Below are 19,251 nucleotides of genomic sequence, written 5' to 3' on the forward strand. Positions count from 1 at the left end.
ATGGCTGGTGAATTAGAAAAACTCAAAGTGGTTGCGTATAGTGATCCGGAATTTAACAACAAAATTGCGGATGGTGAATTTTCTACTTTAATGAATCCGGAAAAGTACACCTATCACTATAAGATTGAAGCCGATGAGACTCAGGCTGCCGGCACGAGTACGGTTTCTCCGAAGTTCAATAAAAAATTACCCGAAAACCTGGAACTCGATTTCGTGTTTGACCGGTCGGGAGTAATTAACGGCTATGCCAGTTCTGACGACGGAATCATTGACGACATTGAGAAATTCAAGAAAGTGATCCTGGATTACAACGGCGACGAACACAAGCCCAATTACCTGATTATCTCCTGGGGAACATTGCTCTTCAAGGGCGCCATGACCGAAATGAATATAGAATTCAAACTCTTCAAACCCGACGGTACGCCAATCAGGGCGATTGCAAAAGGAAAATTTCAGGGTTTTGTCGAGGATAATTTAAGGGCCGCAAAAGAAAACAATAAGTCACCCGACCTGACCCATTACAGAACGGTAACGGAAGGTGATACATTACCTCTGATGTCCTTTACAATTTACGGCGATTCCAAGTATTATCTGGAAGTCGCCCGGGTGAATAACATTGTCAATTTCAGAAAACTAAAAACAGGGCAAAAACTATTTTTTCCACCCTTACAAAAACAATCCTGATGAACAACAGCGGAGTCATACAAACCAGTAAAAGTGCCGATTTAGTAACGCATAAAATTTTAATTGAAGGGGAAGAATTATCTAAAACCTATCAGGTAAAAAGTGTTGTGGTACAAAATGAGGTGAACCGGATTCCTATGGCCCAAATTGTACTGACAGACGGGGAAGCTTCTGAAAGGGATTTTAAATTAAGTAATGAAGATCTGTTAATTCCGGGTAAGAAAATTGAAATAACGGCCGGCTATCACAATGATGAAGAAACGATTTACAAAGGCATTGTCATCAAACATTCCATCAAAATAAAAAGCGGTGCTTCACTGCTGATTATCGAATGCAAAGACGAAGCTGTAAAACTGACCATCGGCAGAAAGAGCAAATATTTCTATGATGTAAAAGACAGTGAGGCTTTCGAGGAAATTATTGATGCGTACGGATTGGAAAAAGACGTGGAGGCCACCAATTTCAGTCACAAAGAACTGGTTCAGTACAATACCTCCGATTGGGATTTTATAGTGTCACGGGCACAGGCCAGCGGTAAACTTTGTTTTGTGGAGAATGGCAAAATCACCATCAGCAAACCCAATGTAACGGCAGCGTCTGTTGAAACAGTCACTTTTGGCGCCAGTTTACTGGACTTTGACGCTGAAATAGATGCGAGAAACCAATTCGCAAAAGTGTCTTCGTATAGTTGGGATTACAGCAATCAGGAATTGCTTGAGATTGAGGCGAATGATCCGGCTGTTTCCTTAAACGGAAATTTAAGCCCTTCAGATCTGGCCGAAACCATCGAATTGGAAAACCTTGAGTTACGTCATGGCGGTGCTATATCGGATGTAGCACTTCAGGATTGGGCCGATGCCAAGTTGCTCTTTCAGCAATTGTCAAAAATCCGCGGAAGGGTTAAATTTCAGGGAATCCCTGCCGTAAAACCCAACACCATCATTACCCTTGAAGGCGTTGGTGACCGGTTCAACGGAAAGGCTTACATCACCGGCGTTTTCCATGAAATCTCAGAAGGAAACTGGACGATCGACGCCCAATTCGGATTGAATCCGGAATGGTTTTCTGAAACATTCGACATCCATACGCCTACCGGTTCCGGCATCATTCCCGCCATAAAAGGACTGCATACCGGAATTGTAACCCAGCTCGAAAGTGACCCCAATGGCGAAGACCGGATTTTAGTAAAAATTCCGATCATCAACAATGAAGAACAGGGGATCTGGTGCCGCGTGGCTTCTCCGGATGCGGGAGAAAACAGGGGGATTTTTTTCCGGCCTGAAATTGAAGATGAAGTGATCATCGGTTTTATCAATGAAGATCCGAATAACGCCATCGTTTTAGGAATGCTTCACAGCAGCGGAAAACCTGCTCCGATAACAGCTGCCGATGCCAATCACCAGAAAGGAATTGTAACCCGGAGCGAAATGAAGGTTTTGTTTGACGATGAAAAAAAATCAATCGGAATTGAAACGCCTGCGGGAAAAAAAATCACGCTGGATGAAGACAAAGGCGTCATTATTATCGAGGATGAAAATTCGAATGTCATCACCATAGACAGCAAGGGCATCAAAATGGAAAGTGCCGGAAACATTGAACTAAAAGCGACCGGAGATGTCAAAATTGAAGGGACCAATGTTTCGGTAAGTGCCTCCGCACAATTCAAGGCAGAAGGAAGTGCAGGCGCGGAAGTATCGTCAGGAGCCACTGCCATCCTGAAAGGAAGTATCGTACAAATAAATTAAAGTCATGGGAGCACCGGCCGCAAGAGTTTCAGATATGCATGTTTGCCCAATGGTAACAGGAACCGTTCCGCATGTAGGCGGACCGATTTTACCTGCCGGCGTACCCACCGTTTTAATTGGCGGAGTTCCGGCGGCCTGTGTCGGGGATATGGCCACCTGCAGCGGTCCGCCCGACAGCATCGCAATGGGTTCTTCAACGGTTTTGATCGGAGGGAAACCTGCGGCCAGAATGGGAGATTCCACCGCACATGGCGGAACAATAGTAGCGGGATTAGCAACTGTTTTAATCGGTTAATTATGGAAAGTGAACAAGCTTTTTTGGGAACCGGATGGAGTTTTCCACCCGAATTTAAGAAAACAACAAAATCTGTTGTAATGATTGCTGATGAGGAGGATATTAAGAGCAGTCTCGAAATTTTATTGTCAACCAAAATAGGAGAACGTATTATGCTCCCTAAATATGGCTGCAATATGGAGGAACTGCTTTTTAATCCGCTGAACAGAACTCTAAAAACCTTTGTGTCTGAATTAATAAGAACCGCCATTTTATACCACGAACCCCGCATTGATGTAGAGAAAATCGGCATCACTCAGGGAGATGATTTAAACGGCGAGTTATTAGTGGTTTTAGATTATAAAATACGGGCAACGAATTCAAGAACAAATATGGTATATCCTTTTTATAAAGAGGAAGGGACTAATATTTAGGATTGAGTTATGAGTTATGGGTTATGGGTTGTGAATTGAAAATTGTTTTTGCTATCTGTCAGGCTTAGTAATTTACAATTGTCTGGGGGAGCGAAGTCGATTGTCTGGCTGAGCGAAGTCGAAGCCCAAGTGCCAGTTGAAACGCCCTTCGACTCCGCTCAGGGTGACAACTAAAAACCTGTCTGCTGAGCGGAGCCGATTGTCTGGCTGAGCGAAGTCGAAGCCCGAAGCCCGAAGCCCATGTGCCAATTGGAACGCCCTTCGACTTCGCTCAGGGTGACAATTTATAAAGAAAATTATGTGCTAAAATATTTAGCCACAGATTACACGATTAGGATGATTTTATGATCTCCAAAATCTGCTAAATCTGCGAGAGTACTTTTTTCTCGCAGATTTAGCAGATCAGGCAGATTTTAATTAGTTAAGATCCTTTATCGGGAGTGGCAAAAAACTGCGATCTGCGGAAAAAAAGTAAAGCTATGCTTGTAAGTTTTTAATGAAACGTTTAATGAATTATACCCCCCGGGGTTCATATTTAATAGTATTATGTGTAACAACAGCGACCATACAAACGATATATTATTCAAAAGAAATGGCACAGATCAGGGCGATCGCCTGAATTCTATTCTCGATCCCGACAATCTGGAGCTCCATGACTTTGATATGGAGGATTGGTTACTCTTTACCTATAATTTCGCCAGACAAGTTAAGTTTTTTGAAACCAGCGACAGCGAAAATGCAGCTGGCAACTGGCAGGAGATTTTTGACCATTTTGGTTTACCAAAAGACATTCCGTACCGAAAAGACAAACCTTATACTGCTTTAAAACAAAATATATCCAAAACACTGAGCGACATCGAATTTGAAGGTACGCTGACTCCCCATATGACGCTTTTTGTGTGTTTCTTAAAGCTATTGGAATTGTCTAAAACACGTTTCAATTTAATTACAAAAAAACACCTCGATTTCTTTTACAAAGACATCCTGCAAATCGAAAAACTTCCGGCAAAAGCCGATAAAGTGCATATTATTTTTGAACTGGCCAAAAAAAGTACCGAAGAACGAATTGCACCACAAACTCAGTTAGATGCCGGAAAAGATGCGGAAGGAAACAAACTCATTTATGAAACCACCGAAGAACTAATTGCCAATAAAGCGCAGATTACACAACTAAAAAGTGTCTATAATGACATTACCCTGAAAGAAATTAAAGCCAGCGAAGTGGCAAATTCGCTCGACGGAAAAGGTGAAAGCCTCAAAGAAGGATCACAATACTGGCTGCCTTTCGGCTATACGTCTGCCGAAGAAAAATATACAGAACTACCAGCGGCCAAACTGGGTTTTGCCATCGCTTCTCCCCTATTGGAATTACAGGAAGGAGAAAGAAATATTGATATCACCATCACTTTTAAGGAGACGTTTACTTTTGAATCCGGACCTTTTACGGTGAATGACCTTACCGATAACATTAGTATTTTTTGCAGTGGCGAAAAAGAATGGCTGGGTGATTTTAAACTGAATGACACTACATCGGCTATTTCAGGAAATCAGTTAAAACTTGTCTTTCAGATTCCAAAAGATACTCCGGCCATCGTCAATTATAATCAAAAAATACTGGGCGAATCATTCTCCGCTACACAGCCTGTTATTCGCTTTTTAATTCATACCGAAAATAAAAAAGGCCATTCTTTATTTCGAAATTTAGTGACCAAAACCATTAGCGACATTACGGTAAAAGTAGCCGTAAAAGAGGTTAAATCTTTAGCACTGGAAAGCGACACCGGTCTGCTGAATGCCGCCAAACCTTTCTACCCTTTTACAACACAGCCCGTTAAAGGTTCTTCCTTTCTTATCAATTATCCGGAGATCTTTTCGAAAAAATGGAAAAATGTTGACATTACGATCAACTGGAAAAATACGCCAACCTCTTTTCAGACCCATTATGATGCTTACAAAAGCAAATACCTTACGACCATAAGCAAAAACATTTTTTATCAGGGAATGTTTATGGAAGAAATCGTAACGGAATTGTCTGCCAACCAGCCGGAAGATCCACAGCCTAAAGATAACATAGTGGTGACTACTCCGGAGAAAAGCAAGCTCATTCTGAATTCGAATATATCCGATCTTATTGTAGATTCAGATGCTTATTTTAAAGCGACGGTTTCTGTATTAAATAAAGAAAACTGGGAGGAAAAAAGTAAAGAAACAGTATTGTTCACAAAGAAAGATGCACTATATCAAACCATCTTCTCCGTAGCAGGAAATACCTATGATGTGGATAAAAGCGGCCCAATCCGACTGACCTTAAACCAATCGTTTCTGCATGCTTTATATCCAAAAATATATACGCTCGCCATCATGAGCAAAATTCCCGAAACGCTTATTCCAAACGAAGCGTATACGCCTTTTGCAGAATCAATCAGTTTGAATTATACGGCAGAGGAAACCACCAATTTCACCAACGAAACCGAGGAACAATATGAAACCGAACGAATAAAATTATTTCATGAAGCCCCTTTCGGACAGAGTGAAGAGCATTCTTATCTTAAAAAACTGGCCAGACAAAAAGCGGTTCTTGATCTAAATAGTACAATCGCAAGCCGTCTGGTTCCTGACTATTGCAATGGGGGCGAATTTTATATCGGACTTGACGAGGCAGAAACCTTACAACAAGTGTCCTTACTGTTTCAGATACTGGAAGGAAGCGAGAATCCCTTAGCGGATTCCTTTACGGGAAAACAAAAAGTAGAATGGTTTGTTCTTTGCGATAACCAGTGGAAAAATCTTGACAATGCTATTCTGGGAAATTCTATCGATAACTTTTTAAAGTCAGGTATTCTGAAATTTAGCATTCCGAAACAGGCCACAAAAACCAATACTTTATTTCCGGGCAACCTCATCTGGATAAAAGCCAAAATGCATAAAGCCTATGATGCCGTCTGTAAAGTCATCGATATAAAAACACAGGTCGTTACCGCCGAATTTTTCGACAATGACAATGAGTTGTCGCATCTGGAAAAAGGATTGCCTGCCGAAACAATTTCTAAACTTATTACAAGAATAACACAAGTTAAAAGTGTCTCACAGCCTTTTAATTCTTTTAACGGAAAACCCCAGGAGTCGGATGACACCTATTACAAACGCGTAAGCGAACGCCTGCGCCATAAAAACAGGGCCATCACACTGTGGGATTATGAGCATTTGATCCTTCAGGAATTTCCGGAAGTATTCCGCGTAAAATGCCTGAACCATACCAATAATACCACCAATTCCTTTCTTTCACCGGGCGATGTAACGCTTATTGTAGTGCCGGATATTATAAACAAAAATGTCTTTGACATCTATGAACCCAGAGTAAGTTCGGCGACCTTAAACAAGATTCAGAATTACATTAGTAACCTGAACAGCATGCATGTAGATGCCGTGGTCATTAATCCGGAATACGAAAAAGTGGTGGTAAAATTAAGTGTCCGTTTTTATGAAGAATACGATGAGAATTTTTATAAAAAACAGCTGAATGAAGATATCGCAAAATTCCTGTCGCCGTGGGCATTTGATACCTCTCAGGACATTCTTTTCGGAATTGAGCTGCACCGAAGCACGGTCATTGACTACATCGAAAAATTATATTATGTAGACTATCTGGCCGAACTGGAAATGGCGAAACTAGAAGATCCTACAGAACCCGAAAATGTAAATGATCCTGCTTATCAGGCCGGATTGGAATTCTTGCCTATAGTGTCGCCATCGAACCCAAAACGCATTCTTGTATCCGTAAAAAATCATATTATTTCTACCGATATAAAAACTTGTAAAGAACCTAATATTCAAGCACCAGAGATATGTCAATATTAAATCCACATAGCACTATTCCTAAAAAAGTGGCCACCGAAGACGACCTGGATTTCTTTTACCTGAGAAAAAAAGGTATTGAATATATCGAACAGCTCGGGGGCAAATTATGGACCGATTTTAACTCGCATGATCCGGGTATTACGATGCTGGAGATGCTTTGCTACGCCATAACCGACCTTGGCATGCGAATGAATCTTCCGATCGAAAATATTCTTGCTTCCGATCAGAAGAGCAAAGATATTGCTTCGCAGTTTTTTAAAGCCTCAGAAGTATTGCCTACCAGTCCGGTAACGGCGCTCGATTACAGAAAACTGTTTATCGATATTGACGGGGTTAAAAATTGCTGGCCTGCCAAACATAAAAAAACGGTATATGTCAATTGCAAAGAGGATAAGTTATCTTATGATTATAAGGATTTTACTGAAGTTCCGAGAGGTTTTAAAAAACAGTTTGAGCTTAAAGGTTTATATGATCTCTATGTAGATTTTGAAAGCAACAAGCCTTCGGTAATTAAAAGTGTTAAAGAGAAAATAAGAGAAAAATACCATGCCAACAGAAATCTGTGTGAGGACCTGATCAATATTATAAAAGTGGATGAATATCCGATAAAAATCTGTGCCAGTATTGAGGTAGATACCCAGGCCGATGAAGAAATGGTGCACGCCCTTGTCTTACAGGCATTGGATGGTTATTTATCAACAACAGTCCGTTTTTATTCGGTGCAGCAAATGATAGAGAAAGGCTATTCTTCCCTTGAAATTTTTGACGGCCCCATCCTGGAAAATGGTTTTATAGATACCAAAGAGTTAATGGAAGCGGAGCTGACCAGCGAAGTACGATTATCGGATATTATAAAATTAATAATGAATGTTCCGGGAGTGATTACCATCAAAGATATTTCCCTGGGAAATTGCGGCGACGGTGAACCTGATGCCAACCAATGGTTAATCTGTCTCAAAGAATATCAAAAACCGGTTATATGCTACAAAAGCGTTTTCAATTATAACAAAGGCCTGCTGCCACTCAATATCAATAAGTCACAAGTACAGGTTTATCTGGATGAATTTGAAGCAGCGAAAGATGAAGCCACCGCTTTTTCAAGCCACAATAAAGAACTGAAACTGCCGAATGGCAATTATCTTGACACAGACAGCTATACCACCATACAAAACGATTTTCCGGATACCTACGGAATTGGGGAAACCGGCTTGCCTTCAAGAGCCAGCGTAGCCCGAAAATCTCAGGCCAAACAGCTCAAAGGCTATCTTTTATTCTTTGATCAGATTTTGGGCAGCTATTTTAAACATTTAGGTCAGGTGAATGAAATGCTTTCGGTAAGCGGCAATCTTACTAAAACGTTCTTTACCCAGGCCATAAAAGATATCGAAGGGCTTAGCGAACTGGTAAATGACTATCCTGAAAACAATGATGAATACCTGACCGAGATTCTTTTTAAACAACTGGACAATAATATCGAAAGAAGAAATGCTATTCTGGACCATCTTTTAGGGCGTTTTGCAGAACGTTTTTCTGAATATGTTTTCATCAACAAAAGTATATACGGTACGGCTACAGACGAAGTGGTGCTGAAAACTAAAGAAGACTTTCTGAAAGATTATAAAATCGTAAGCAAAAACCGCGGCAATTCCTTTAACTATTACAAACAGCCGAATAGCAATTTATGGGATACTGATAATGTCTCGGGTGTAAAAAAGAGGATTTCGAGACTGCTGGGTATCAAAGATTACAAGCGAAGACACCTTTCCGATTCTTTTGTTGATCTCTACCATTTTATTGATTCCGACAATCAGCTGGTGTACCGATGGAGAATCAGGGATAGGGAAAATAATATCATCCTCTCGGCCACCGAGGAGTATTACGATACCTCAGCCGCCAACAGGGAATTGTATTTTGCCGTTTTACAAATTATACAGACGCGGGAATATAATGTGGAAGAGGCCTTTAAAAACGGAATTTCGGATCCTGAAGTGATTGATAATATTCAGATCCATCAGGCCGATTCCGGCAGGTATTCGTATGACATTATTAATCCGTTAATCAAAGACGAAGACAATGCCGACCGCATTATTGCAAAACGCTATACGTATTATGACACCCTTGAGGAAGTAAAACAGTCTATTCTGGACCTGATTTATTTCATGAAAGAAGTTTTTACAGAGGAGGGAATGTTTATAGTCGAACACATGATGCTTCGTCCGGATGTGAGTCTGACTACGGTAAATCCGGAAACCTTTTTACCGATTTGTACCGATGAGTGCAAAACCTGCGAACCTCTGGATCCCTACTCCTATCGTGTGAGCATAGTTCTGCCCGGGTACACCCTGCGTTTCGCCAACACCGATTTTAGAAACTATATGGAAAAAGTAATCAAGGAAGAATTACCGGCACACGTACTGGCAAAAATCTGCTGGGTCGGGCATCGGAAAAATGAAATTGAAAACCCGGCAGAGAATGAACTTTTACAGCTTGAAAACACTTACAAAGCCTATTTGTTTGCTAAAACGGGGCTGAACCAGGAACAACCGGAAACCGAATTAATAGCATTTATTAAGTCCCTATCCAACCTCAGCAATTTATATCCTACGGGAAGACTATTTGATTGCAGCGACGAAAATGAAAATCAATTCGAAAAAATAATACTAGGAAAAACAAATTTAGGATCACTATAAATACCATTCAACATGTTAGCAAAACTTTCAACCATAACAACTCTGTACCGAAAATTTACAAAAAATCAGGTACTTACAGAAGGACATCTTAACGAGATTGTAGATTATTTTGATGATCAGGACCGTCTTTCCAGAATTGGTCTCAGTGGCGTAGGGATCATTTGCGGTTTTCAGGTTTCTTATAATGAAACGGCAAAAAACATCTCCATAACACAGGGCAGCGGAATAACTACGGATGGTGACCTGCTGCATCTCTATAATACAATTCCGAACGGTGAAAAAATTATTGATCTTGAAAGCAAACAATACACGCACTACAAAGTACACGACAATAAAAAGGCAGCCTACAAACCCTATTTTTATAATGGCAGTGAGCAGCTGGAAATCTTCGAACTTTTAACATATGAACAGCAGGCGCTTGATAATGCCAATACTTTTCCGATACAATATCTGAAAGACAATACAGGACTGGACGTACATGACGCTGTACTGTTATTGTATATCGAATCGTATGAAAAAGATCTGGATCTCTGTGTCAGCCTTTCCTGCGACAATCAGGGATTGGAAATTATTGGCAATCACAAGGCGCTTTTGGTGAGCAAAACGGTTGCGGCACAAATTAACAGCCACGATAAAATGATTACGGCTACCAATTTCGCCAACCTCTACCATACATTACCCGACATCGTTTCCAACCGCATTGTACTGCAGCCGGAAAATTTCAAGAATTACGATGAAGTCAAAAAGAAATTTGCCAAAGGGATCTTTAAGAACAATGTGGTGAATAAACTGCGTGAGGGTTTTGAAATCCTATTGAACGGTTTACAAATGCCGGTTATGCTTGCTTCTATTAAAAAAAACCTGAACGAATTATACAGTTTTAACGAAAACAATGTCCCTCCGGATTTTCAATACCGCTACGATCTGCTTAACGATTTAATTGACACGTACAACGAGATAAAGCTCCTGTTAGCCACTATGGATGGTGAATTTTGCTGTCCGGACCTTAAATCGTTTCCCAAACACTTAATGCTTGGAGAAGTAGTAAAAACCGGGCCTTGTTTTGAATACCGACACGCTTTTTACAAATCACCTTTGCTTACCGGTCAAAACCTGAGTACCTGCAAAGATTGTTTGCCACTGGACGCGCTTGACGAACCTGGTACTGAAGATACAATTTCAGAATTTGTGATCGATCTGGAAGGCAAGGAAATTAAAATCTGCTACGGAAAAAACACGGACCTGCAGCAATTGTACAGCCTTATTAAACGCTGCGTACAACTATTGGCCAACTATAATGTTAATTACAATACCATAAAAATTACACCGAGTTTTAAATTAGGTGTTTTAGGTAAAAAAGCGATTCCGTTTTATAATAATGTGGGAAATCACCTTATTGAACTTTGGGATTACGAAAAAACGGCTTTAGGAAAACAACGCAGCAACAGGAGTTATCACGACAACCTTTTAAATACAAAACGTCCGCTGGAAGTTGTAGCAGACCATGATTTCTATAGAATTGAAGGGCATCACGGAAAGAATTACAAAGAGGCACTAAAAACCATTCAGGACATCAGACGTCAGAACGGTTTAGGATTCAATGTAGCAGTACTGGCCATCAATGCCTATGAAGCGCAGGAAGTGATGGAGAATTTCACCTCTTACTACCTGAACAAAAATCATGGCTACGAACATAAAGCCGGTGTAGCCCCCGGAGGCACCTTTGTCATGATTTACATTGAAGGAGAATACAGCCAGTATCCGTACTATTATGGCTATGGGTATCCGTATGAATTTCCACGCGGAAACTCGCTGGCCGGTGATTTTGAGAAAGAGGGTGATAATGGGGAATCCGTTGTATTAAATCCAATCGTAGCCGACTTTACCCTGCCTTATTTATGCTGCGATGATAACTTCATCACGCTGTCTTTACCGGTAAACAAACTCTGTTTTGATGATACCACCCCGTATTACCCGTTTCATGTCACACCGACCGGAGGTTTTGTAAAGGCTGATATCGACGAAGATTTAAACGGAGGCGTTACCACAAATCAATACGGCGAATTTGTTTTTGATCCGAAACTGGTCAGCGAAGAACTAATCGGGAAACCCATCTCTTTTACGGTTAATAATTTCGAAACAAAATGCGAAGTAACCATTTTCAGAAAACCAAAATTTGATTTTACCATTATAATCACCAAATCAGAGAAAACGAATGAAGTTACGGCCGATTTTACTATTACCGGAGAAAATCAGGAAGGCATGAAGTACGTTTGGAATTTTGGTGACGGGACCGATAGCATCACTACTACAGAAACAAAAATGCAGCATATTTATAAATATAAAGTACCTGCTAAAGACAGCTATAGTTTCCCGGTAACCGTTATCGGGGACAATGGAAATTGCAGTTTTCAGGTCAACCATTCGGTAGTTTTTGAGATCACCGATATCAAAATCAGCATTAAGACCAGATTCGTCTGCAGAAATGACGATACACCGTATGTTCTTACCATCGAATCCCCAACCAACAAAGTAATCTTAAGCGGTGACGGTGTTTCTCAGGATGATGCGGGACAATATGTTTTTATTGGTTATAATGTTCCTGAAAATGTAGACAAAGTCGTAATATTCGCAAATGGCAAACCTACAGATCTTGTCATTACCCTGCAAAATCCGCCGTTTGCACGCTTCAATTATGCGATAAAAGGCGATGATCTTATACTTACCAATAATGCTGCAGATGCAGAAAGATATACATGGGATATTTCGGGAGAAATAATAGAAACAGAATCTAAAGACCCAATAATACGCTCTGTCTCTAAATATGACAGCGGATCTATCACGGTATCACTTACGGCAATGAATAAAAGATGTGGTGAAAGCACAGATGCAAAAGAGATTATTCTTAAAGAGCCTGTTGAAACAAATCCATGTCTTGAAACGGTAAGTGCATTTACTAAAACAACAATTGAAGAAATAGCAAGAATAAAACTCCTTCGCGAATTTAAAAATTTTAGTACCGAAACTATTGATTTGACAAATCAAATTGAAAAACAATTGATGACCGTTGACAAAAAAGTGGATGGTTTTGTAAATGGCGAATTTAATAATCAATTAGCTGAAATGTTTACTGCTCTTATTTACGATACTTTACTATTAGCGGTAAGAAATGCTAAAACTGCCTCGGAGAAAAATGTACTGAGTTTCCTTGTCGAAAACCATATTTCGCTGTTTTATTATATTCTAAAATGTCAGAAACCAGACAGACTAAAAGAATTTGAACAACAGATTACCACAATTTCAACCCGTTTCGAAACACTGTTAAAAGGTTTTGTAGAAATGAAATACAATACGGACCCTAAAGGAACACTAAAAAAATTCCTTGAAGATATGGGGGTACTATTTAAAGGATTGAAATTTATTTTAAATGGAATCAAATTACAATTAGAAAATTTAGCCTAAATGCAGACTGCTAACCGACATAGTATCAATAAACTATTTGTTGAGGTCCATACGCCTTCTAAAGAAAACGCGTATTACCTGAAAGACCATCTGGACACGTTTCTAAAAGAAGAATTATTTCCTCTTTTAGAAACGTATTTTAATACGCTCGATAAGAAAATGCCTTTGCACAGTCTTCAGATCGAAAAATTAAATATGGATTTTTCTATTGCTGCTGCTATTGATTTTGAAATTATAAAACTCGAAATTATCAATCAGTTTCAAAAACAAATAGAGAAACAAATCGAACAGGGCTTTTCTGATACAAAACAGTTCACCTTCGTTAAGAATAAAGAAAAAGACCTGAATGCCTTCTTCACTTTTTTAGAAACCGGAACCCATTCATGGTGGTCTGATCCGGCAAGCACGCTTGACGTAACAGCAGAAGATCCCTTTGAAAAAATGATTGGAGACAAAGCTTTTGAGTTTAAATTACGAAATGCATTAGAAAGCCGTCCAGTCAGAACCCGGTTTATAAAACAATTATCCGATGACCAGATTTTCACTATTCTAAAAAACACCTTCCTTTTAGAATTAGCTGCTGAAGAAACGACATCGAAAAATATTACCCAAATTAAAAACAGTATAAAAACTGTTGTTGCACCATCCGGAACAGGAGTACAGCAGAGAAATCTAATTTGGGATATCGTCCTGTCAGAGCTGTTAAAGCATAACGACAGTATCCTAAAAGAAAAATTAGTTTCCCTGATGGCTTCTTTTGATGCGGTTCGAAAATACGATTCAAAATTGGTTTTAGAACACCTCAATAAGCAAATCATAAACAAATCTGTTTTAGAAGTACTCGGCAATCTTGCTCATGAAGTCCTGACACTAACCACTATTCTGGAACAAAAAGCATTAGCAATACTGCAAAAAAACAGCAGTAACAACAGTAACAAAAACACTAACAAAAACACTAACAAAAACACTAACAAAAACACTAACAACAGTAACAACAACAACAACAAATCGATACAATCTAATTTTTCGAAAACCGATGAAACTGCGGCATCGGGTACTCAAAAAGATTTAGAAATGAATGCTCGTTTACATACTAACGAGGCCAAAGAAGCCGAAATTTTGGATCCTGCTTTATTTTTAAATGACGAAACGATTCCTGAAATTCCTTCCAATCATTATGTAAATAATGCGGGACTGATACTACTTCATCCTTTCCTGAAACAGCTTTTTGTGAATTGTGAATTACTGAATAAAGACAATACGATAACAGATCCCGAGGTTGCCGCACATCTTTTACATTATACCGCAACAGCAAAAGAGCAGGATTATGAGAATGAAATGCTGTTCGAAAAATTACTGTGCAACATTCCGCTCAGCCAAACCATTAACCGAAATATCATACTGCCAGAAGCGTTCAAAAAACACAGCAATGAAATGCTTCGGGCGGCTTTAGACCACTGGCCGGTCATGAAGAACTCTTCTGCCGCCTTATTGCAAAACGAATATTTACAAAGACCCGGAAAAATAATCCTGACCGGAGATAATCCAAAAGTCCTTGTAGAACGAAAAACACAGGACATCTTGCTGGATAAGATTACCTGGAATATAGGAATCGTAAAACTGGCCTGGAAAAACAAAGTAATTTTTGTGGACTGGTAATTTTAAAAAATATGGAAACTGAAGAAAAAACATTCCTGAAGGAAGATGAAAAAAACATTTTCTATGAGCAGCAACAGGCGCTTAAAAATATTTTTGACAAACTCGATTTGTCAAAAATTGCATTTGTAGGCGGAATTGCAGATTATATAAATCTTCGCAGTTATTATGATATGCCCGTAAATGATATCGATATTATTTATGAAGATGAAGACGTTTTATTGCCCATTAAGGAACAGGACGGAATTACAAGATTTTTTAGCAGGTTTTATAATATAAATGTCGGGGAAGTTTTAGTCTCGGAATTCTTTGTCAATAATAAGAATGTTCACACGGATTATTACAAAAGAATTTTTTCCAAAATAGAACTCACGCAATCACCCTTACTTGGCAGGATGGTCTGGCATGCTACTTTTAATGAGATGAAAGTATTCCATAACACACAGTTACCGGAAGTAACCTCAGCGGCAATGGGTCACAAATACGAATGGAAAAGACTTTACAAACACAGCAAAAAAGCTTCGTTATACAACAATGTATGCTATTTGGAAGAAAAACAGCTGCTTCAAACGCTTAAAAAACAATTATGAAAGAAGAACCAAGAATTATATACAGCCTCGATGCTTTTCCGCTGATCAATAACCGTTGGCAGATGGGCAATAAACTCAAAGAGACCATCTACATGACGGCTTTGAGTGTTTTATACAGTCATCTCTGGTACAAAGACATTGAACTTTATGCAGACGAAACTGCTTATAAATTTTTATACATGCTGCCCTGCAGGGTTACCAAAGTGAGTAATGAAAAAAATAAGGAACTCTGGATGAAATCGAAAATTCATGCAATCGAAAAACAAACCAGACCATTTATTCATCTCGACACTGATGTATTTATAAAAAGAAAAATAGATTTTAATTTCGAAAGTATTATTCTCGAACGAAAAGAATGCGGGTATGAAATGCATTATAAAAAACAGATTGATTTTTTTAATCAGTATACGAACCATTTACCGTACTGGCATTCGAATTTAGGGCATTCGTACAGTTGTGGCATCCTGGGGTTTAATGATCTTACACTCTGCAGGAAATTTGTAAGTGCCTATTATGATCTGGAGAAAATTTTCATAGCACATCAGGAAGAATTTATTCCCTTAAAACAACAGGGATTTGAACCGTGCATTGTTATCGAACAATACAACCTGGCTTCTATATTAGACTACAATAACATTACACCGACCCTACTCCTTAAAGGAAAAAATATAGCAGAACAAAGCATCTATGCCAATGAAATGGGCTACAGCCATCTCTTCGGTATTAAAAAGTACAAAAAAGACATTACCGACGAAATTGAACATCGCCTGTTTAAAATATTTCCGTACTGGTATGCACAAATAAAGATTGAACTGGAAAAACATCAGATCATACCGAAAGAAGAAGCTAACGTTAAACCCCTGGTAGCATAGGTGTTTCGAAAAATGAATCCTCTTGGGATTTAAAAATAAGTATTTGTTTCAAATAGTAAAACCATAAAGTGATGAGAACTTTAGAAAATAAAAAACCGGACAATCACTCCTCTTCTCCTTTTTTTGGACCCAAAATCCAAAAAAAACTAACAACCGGTACCGTTGGGGACAAATATGAAGTAGAAGCAGATAATGTTGCCGATAAAGTAGTCAACAAACAAAAAAGTGGCGGATTACTGCAGTCCAAAGGAGAAGAAGGCGTGCAGAAAAAACCAATTTCCGAAACCATATCCACCGTTCAGAAACAGGATTTAGAAAAAGAGAAACCGGTACAGAAAAAAGGCAAAGAAAAAGAAGAAGACAAAAAGAAAATACAAAAAAAGGCAGATAAAGACGAAGATAAAAAAGTACAGAAAAAGGGTAAGGAAAAAGAGGACGATAAAAAGAAAATACAAAAAAAGGCAGACAAAGACGAAGATAAAAAAGTACAAAAAAAGGGTAAGGAAAAAGAGGAAGATAAAAAGAAAATACAAAAGAAGGCAGACAAAGACGAAGATAAAAAGATACAGAAAAAAGGCAAAGAAAAAGAAGAAGATAAAAAGAAGCCTGTTCAGAAAAAATCAAATAATAACGAGTCGACTGCCAACGATGCTAAATTAGAAAACAATCTAAAAAGCAGCAAAGGCGGCGGATCACCTCTTTCTAAAGGTGTAAAAAGCGAAATGGAATCCGGTTTTGGAACCGATTTCAGTCAGGTTCGTATCCATACCGACAGCAATGCCATGCAAATGAGTCAGGATCTCGGCGCTCAGGCATTTACGAACGGAAATGATATTTATTTTAATTCCGGAAAATATGATACCGACAGCAAACAAGGCAAACATTTGCTCGCACATGAGCTTACCCATACCGTACAACAAGGTTCTAATGTTCAGAAGAAAGAGCAGACTCCAATACAAAGAAGCTGGCTTGGCGATGCCTGGGACAGTGCGACAGCTACCGTAAGTGACGGATGGGATGCGGCAACAGGAGCCGTTTCTGATGCGGCATCCGGTTTTGCCGATACCGTAAGTGAGGGCTGGAATGCCGCTACCGGAGCCGTTTCAGATGCAGTCTCTGGTTTTGCCAGTGATGTAAGCGCGGCCTGGGATTCCGCTACTACTTATCTTGGAGACCAGGCGAATGCTGTGTGGGATGGTATGAAATCATTAGGAAGCGATGCTCTCAATTGGTTATCCGGTGCCGCCTCCTATGTCTGGGACGGCATTAAGTGGTTTGGAAATAAAGCATGGGATATCATTAAAGTGATTGGTACTGTTTTATGGGAAAAACTATGTCTTTTGGGCAACAATGTCTGGTCTTTCCTTTCCAATATCCCGTCCCGATTATGGAGACTAGTTGTTCATGGCTGGGACGCAATAACTGGCGTATTAGGATGGGCCTGGGACGGACTGAGTGCCGCCGCCGGGCATTTATGGGAAGGTGTAAAAGGAGTCTTTAGCTGGTTGGGAAGCGGGATCGCGGGAGCAGCAAACTGGATCTTAGACGGTGTAGTGGCCGGGTACGACTGGGCGGTAGATTTTATTACGGCACCAAGCCTGTCTAAACTCTGGAATGCCCTGACAGGAACTTTGGGCTGGCTGGGAAAAGGTATTACCGGCTTTGCCCAATGGGGATGGGACGGTATCGTTGGTGCAGCAGTCTGGGCCTGGCAGGGAATAAAAGGTTTTGCTTCCTGGATATGGGATGGCGTACTGGGCGGACTTACCTGGGCGGGAAAACTGTTATTATACATTATCGATTTACTTGGAATCTTTGAAATATTACAGCTGATATGGGGACTGATTTTTAGAATGCGAAAATTAACAGATGTAGAAATAAATGCCTCGCTTCAAGTTCATCCGGCAGGCATGATTCCGTATGATTTGGTATATGTAGATGAAGGATCTCTGGTAGCGTACATTTCCGGTTATTTTTCCGGAGGAGGCTACAGAGCCGTAACCACAGCGCATATCATTCATGCGGCACCGGGAGAAGATACCGCTACCATGGTTCACGAATTGTCACATGTAGCACAATATGAACACGCAGGATCGGTGTATATGGCGCAGGCGATACATGCACAGGCTTTTGGTGAAGGGTACAATTATATGAATAGTGACGGAACCTTTAAACATGCCCATTTTAATGAATTCAACAGAGAACAGCAGGCCTCAATGTGTGAGGATTATTACAAATCCCTAAATGGCGGAGGCGGACGTGCTTCCGCTGCCGCGCTGCAGCCCTTCATAAATGAAATGAGAAGTGGTCAATTTTAAAAAATCAGAAAATATGAAATTAGTAATTCTAAATTCCAATAAGAATAAATTCCAAATTCCAATTTTAAAACAAGCCGATCAGTTAGAATTTGAAAATTTGAAGTTTAATTTTTTTAACCAACTCATTCATTGGAATTTGGAATTTAAAATTTTGCGATTTACAATAGTTTTTTGTTTACTGTGTTGCTGCTTTACGGGATGTGACACTATATATACGAATAAATCAAACCCATTAACGTTAACAACAGATTCGTCCGTATCAAAATGTTTGAGAGTAGAAGGTACACTCGCGGTTTTTCCGAGTTTAAGAAAAGTGTGTATCAATCCTAAAAATAACACGCTTTTAAAAAAGGAAATTCTGATCCTAATTTTTCATGATAAAAAAGAGGTACTGGACTTTAAGCGTAAAACAGACCAGGACAGTAACAAATCGATTGCAAATATCAAACAGAAGATTGACACACAAAAGGATGATTATGCCGTAGTTCAGATCAATAGCACAGTTCCGTATGTTTTGTCTTTAAGTAATACAACCGTTTTTAAAGAAGGTTTGTGGATTGTTTTCTATTCGGAGACCAATCAGGACATCCAAACTTTTTTAGAATTTAAGAGAATCGGAATTAATGAAATTCCAAAAACAAGCATAATTCCAATTTAAAATTGATACC

At 39.5% G+C, this 19,251-nt stretch carries 12 protein-coding genes; all 12 read left to right on the forward strand.

The annotated features are described in order from the left end of the window. The 12 genes from GJU43_RS19065 (at position 1) to GJU43_RS19120 (ending at position 19,241) form a co-directional block, all read left to right on the forward strand. Positions 1–684 carry a LysM peptidoglycan-binding domain-containing protein gene (locus GJU43_RS19065; protein WP_154342962.1) on the forward strand — a complete coding sequence of 228 codons (684 nt, stop codon included), beginning with the start codon at positions 1–3 and terminating at the stop codon, positions 682–684. Further along, a complete protein-coding gene (gene vgrG, locus GJU43_RS19070) occupies positions 684–2,429 on the forward strand; it encodes a type VI secretion system tip protein VgrG (RefSeq protein WP_154342964.1) in 1,746 nt (581 codons plus the stop codon). The genes GJU43_RS19065 and vgrG overlap by 1 nt, the downstream gene beginning before the upstream one ends. Before the next feature lie 4 nt (positions 2,430–2,433). After that, entirely contained in the window at positions 2,434–2,724 is a 291-nt protein-coding gene (locus tag GJU43_RS19075; protein ID WP_154342966.1) for a PAAR domain-containing protein, read from the forward strand. A gap of 2 nt (positions 2,725–2,726) precedes the next feature. Next, a complete protein-coding gene (locus tag GJU43_RS19080) occupies positions 2,727–3,137 on the forward strand; it encodes a GPW/gp25 family protein (protein ID WP_154342968.1) in 411 nt (136 codons plus the stop codon). Between the two features lie 546 nt (positions 3,138–3,683). Continuing rightward, on the forward strand, positions 3,684–6,995 hold the full coding sequence (locus GJU43_RS19085; RefSeq protein ID WP_154342970.1) for a baseplate J/gp47 family protein: 3,312 nt from the start codon (positions 3,684–3,686) through the stop codon (positions 6,993–6,995). After that, positions 6,983–9,685, forward strand: coding sequence for a hypothetical protein (locus GJU43_RS19090; RefSeq protein ID WP_154342972.1), 2,703 nt, complete (start codon positions 6,983–6,985; stop codon positions 9,683–9,685). Before GJU43_RS19085 ends, GJU43_RS19090 begins: the two co-directional genes overlap by 13 nt. Positions 9,686–9,697: 12 nt before the next feature. After that, complete coding sequence (locus GJU43_RS19095) at positions 9,698–13,147, forward strand: PKD domain-containing protein (RefSeq protein ID WP_154342974.1); 3,450 nt, start codon at positions 9,698–9,700, stop codon at positions 13,145–13,147. After that, entirely contained in the window at positions 13,148–14,806 is a 1,659-nt protein-coding gene (locus tag GJU43_RS19100; RefSeq protein ID WP_154342976.1) for a contractile injection system tape measure protein, read from the forward strand. Between the two features lie 11 nt (positions 14,807–14,817). After that, entirely contained in the window at positions 14,818–15,393 is a 576-nt protein-coding gene (locus GJU43_RS19105) for a hypothetical protein (RefSeq protein WP_154342978.1), read from the forward strand. Then, positions 15,390–16,265 (forward strand): DUF6734 family protein, encoded by an 876-nt coding sequence (locus tag GJU43_RS19110; RefSeq protein WP_154342980.1) that lies wholly within the window; start codon positions 15,390–15,392, stop codon positions 16,263–16,265. Before GJU43_RS19105 ends, GJU43_RS19110 begins: the two co-directional genes overlap by 4 nt. A 71-nt stretch (positions 16,266–16,336) precedes the next feature. Then, positions 16,337–18,583 (forward strand): DUF4157 domain-containing protein, encoded by a 2,247-nt coding sequence (locus GJU43_RS19115; protein ID WP_154342982.1) that lies wholly within the window; start codon positions 16,337–16,339, stop codon positions 18,581–18,583. A gap of 268 nt (positions 18,584–18,851) precedes the next feature. Continuing rightward, the gene (locus GJU43_RS19120) at positions 18,852–19,241 is read left to right on the forward strand and encodes a hypothetical protein (RefSeq protein ID WP_154342984.1); all 390 of its coding nucleotides are present in this window, start codon (positions 18,852–18,854) and stop codon (positions 19,239–19,241) included. Positions 19,242–19,251: the final 10 nt, after the last annotated feature.

Origin of the sequence: Flavobacterium sp. LC2016-23, from assembly GCF_009674775.1 — a bacterium.
In the GTDB taxonomy this organism is placed as follows: Bacteria; Bacteroidota; Bacteroidia; order Flavobacteriales; family Flavobacteriaceae; genus Flavobacterium.

Coding starts and splice junctions, on each gene's coding strand:
- GJU43_RS19065 (WP_154342962.1), top strand. CDS start 1: ATGGCTGGTGAATTAGAAAAACTCAAAGTGGTTGCGTATAGTGATCCG.
- vgrG (WP_154342964.1), top strand. CDS start 684: ATGAACAACAGCGGAGTCATACAAACCAGTAAAAGTGCCGATTTAGTA.
- GJU43_RS19075 (WP_154342966.1), top strand. CDS start 2,434: ATGGGAGCACCGGCCGCAAGAGTTTCAGATATGCATGTTTGCCCAATG.
- GJU43_RS19080 (WP_154342968.1), top strand. CDS start 2,727: ATGGAAAGTGAACAAGCTTTTTTGGGAACCGGATGGAGTTTTCCACCC.
- GJU43_RS19085 (WP_154342970.1), top strand. CDS start 3,684: ATGTGTAACAACAGCGACCATACAAACGATATATTATTCAAAAGAAAT.
- GJU43_RS19090 (WP_154342972.1), top strand. CDS start 6,983: ATGTCAATATTAAATCCACATAGCACTATTCCTAAAAAAGTGGCCACC.
- GJU43_RS19095 (WP_154342974.1), top strand. CDS start 9,698: ATGTTAGCAAAACTTTCAACCATAACAACTCTGTACCGAAAATTTACA.
- GJU43_RS19100 (WP_154342976.1), top strand. CDS start 13,148: ATGCAGACTGCTAACCGACATAGTATCAATAAACTATTTGTTGAGGTC.
- GJU43_RS19105 (WP_154342978.1), top strand. CDS start 14,818: ATGGAAACTGAAGAAAAAACATTCCTGAAGGAAGATGAAAAAAACATT.
- GJU43_RS19110 (WP_154342980.1), top strand. CDS start 15,390: ATGAAAGAAGAACCAAGAATTATATACAGCCTCGATGCTTTTCCGCTG.
- GJU43_RS19115 (WP_154342982.1), top strand. CDS start 16,337: ATGAGAACTTTAGAAAATAAAAAACCGGACAATCACTCCTCTTCTCCT.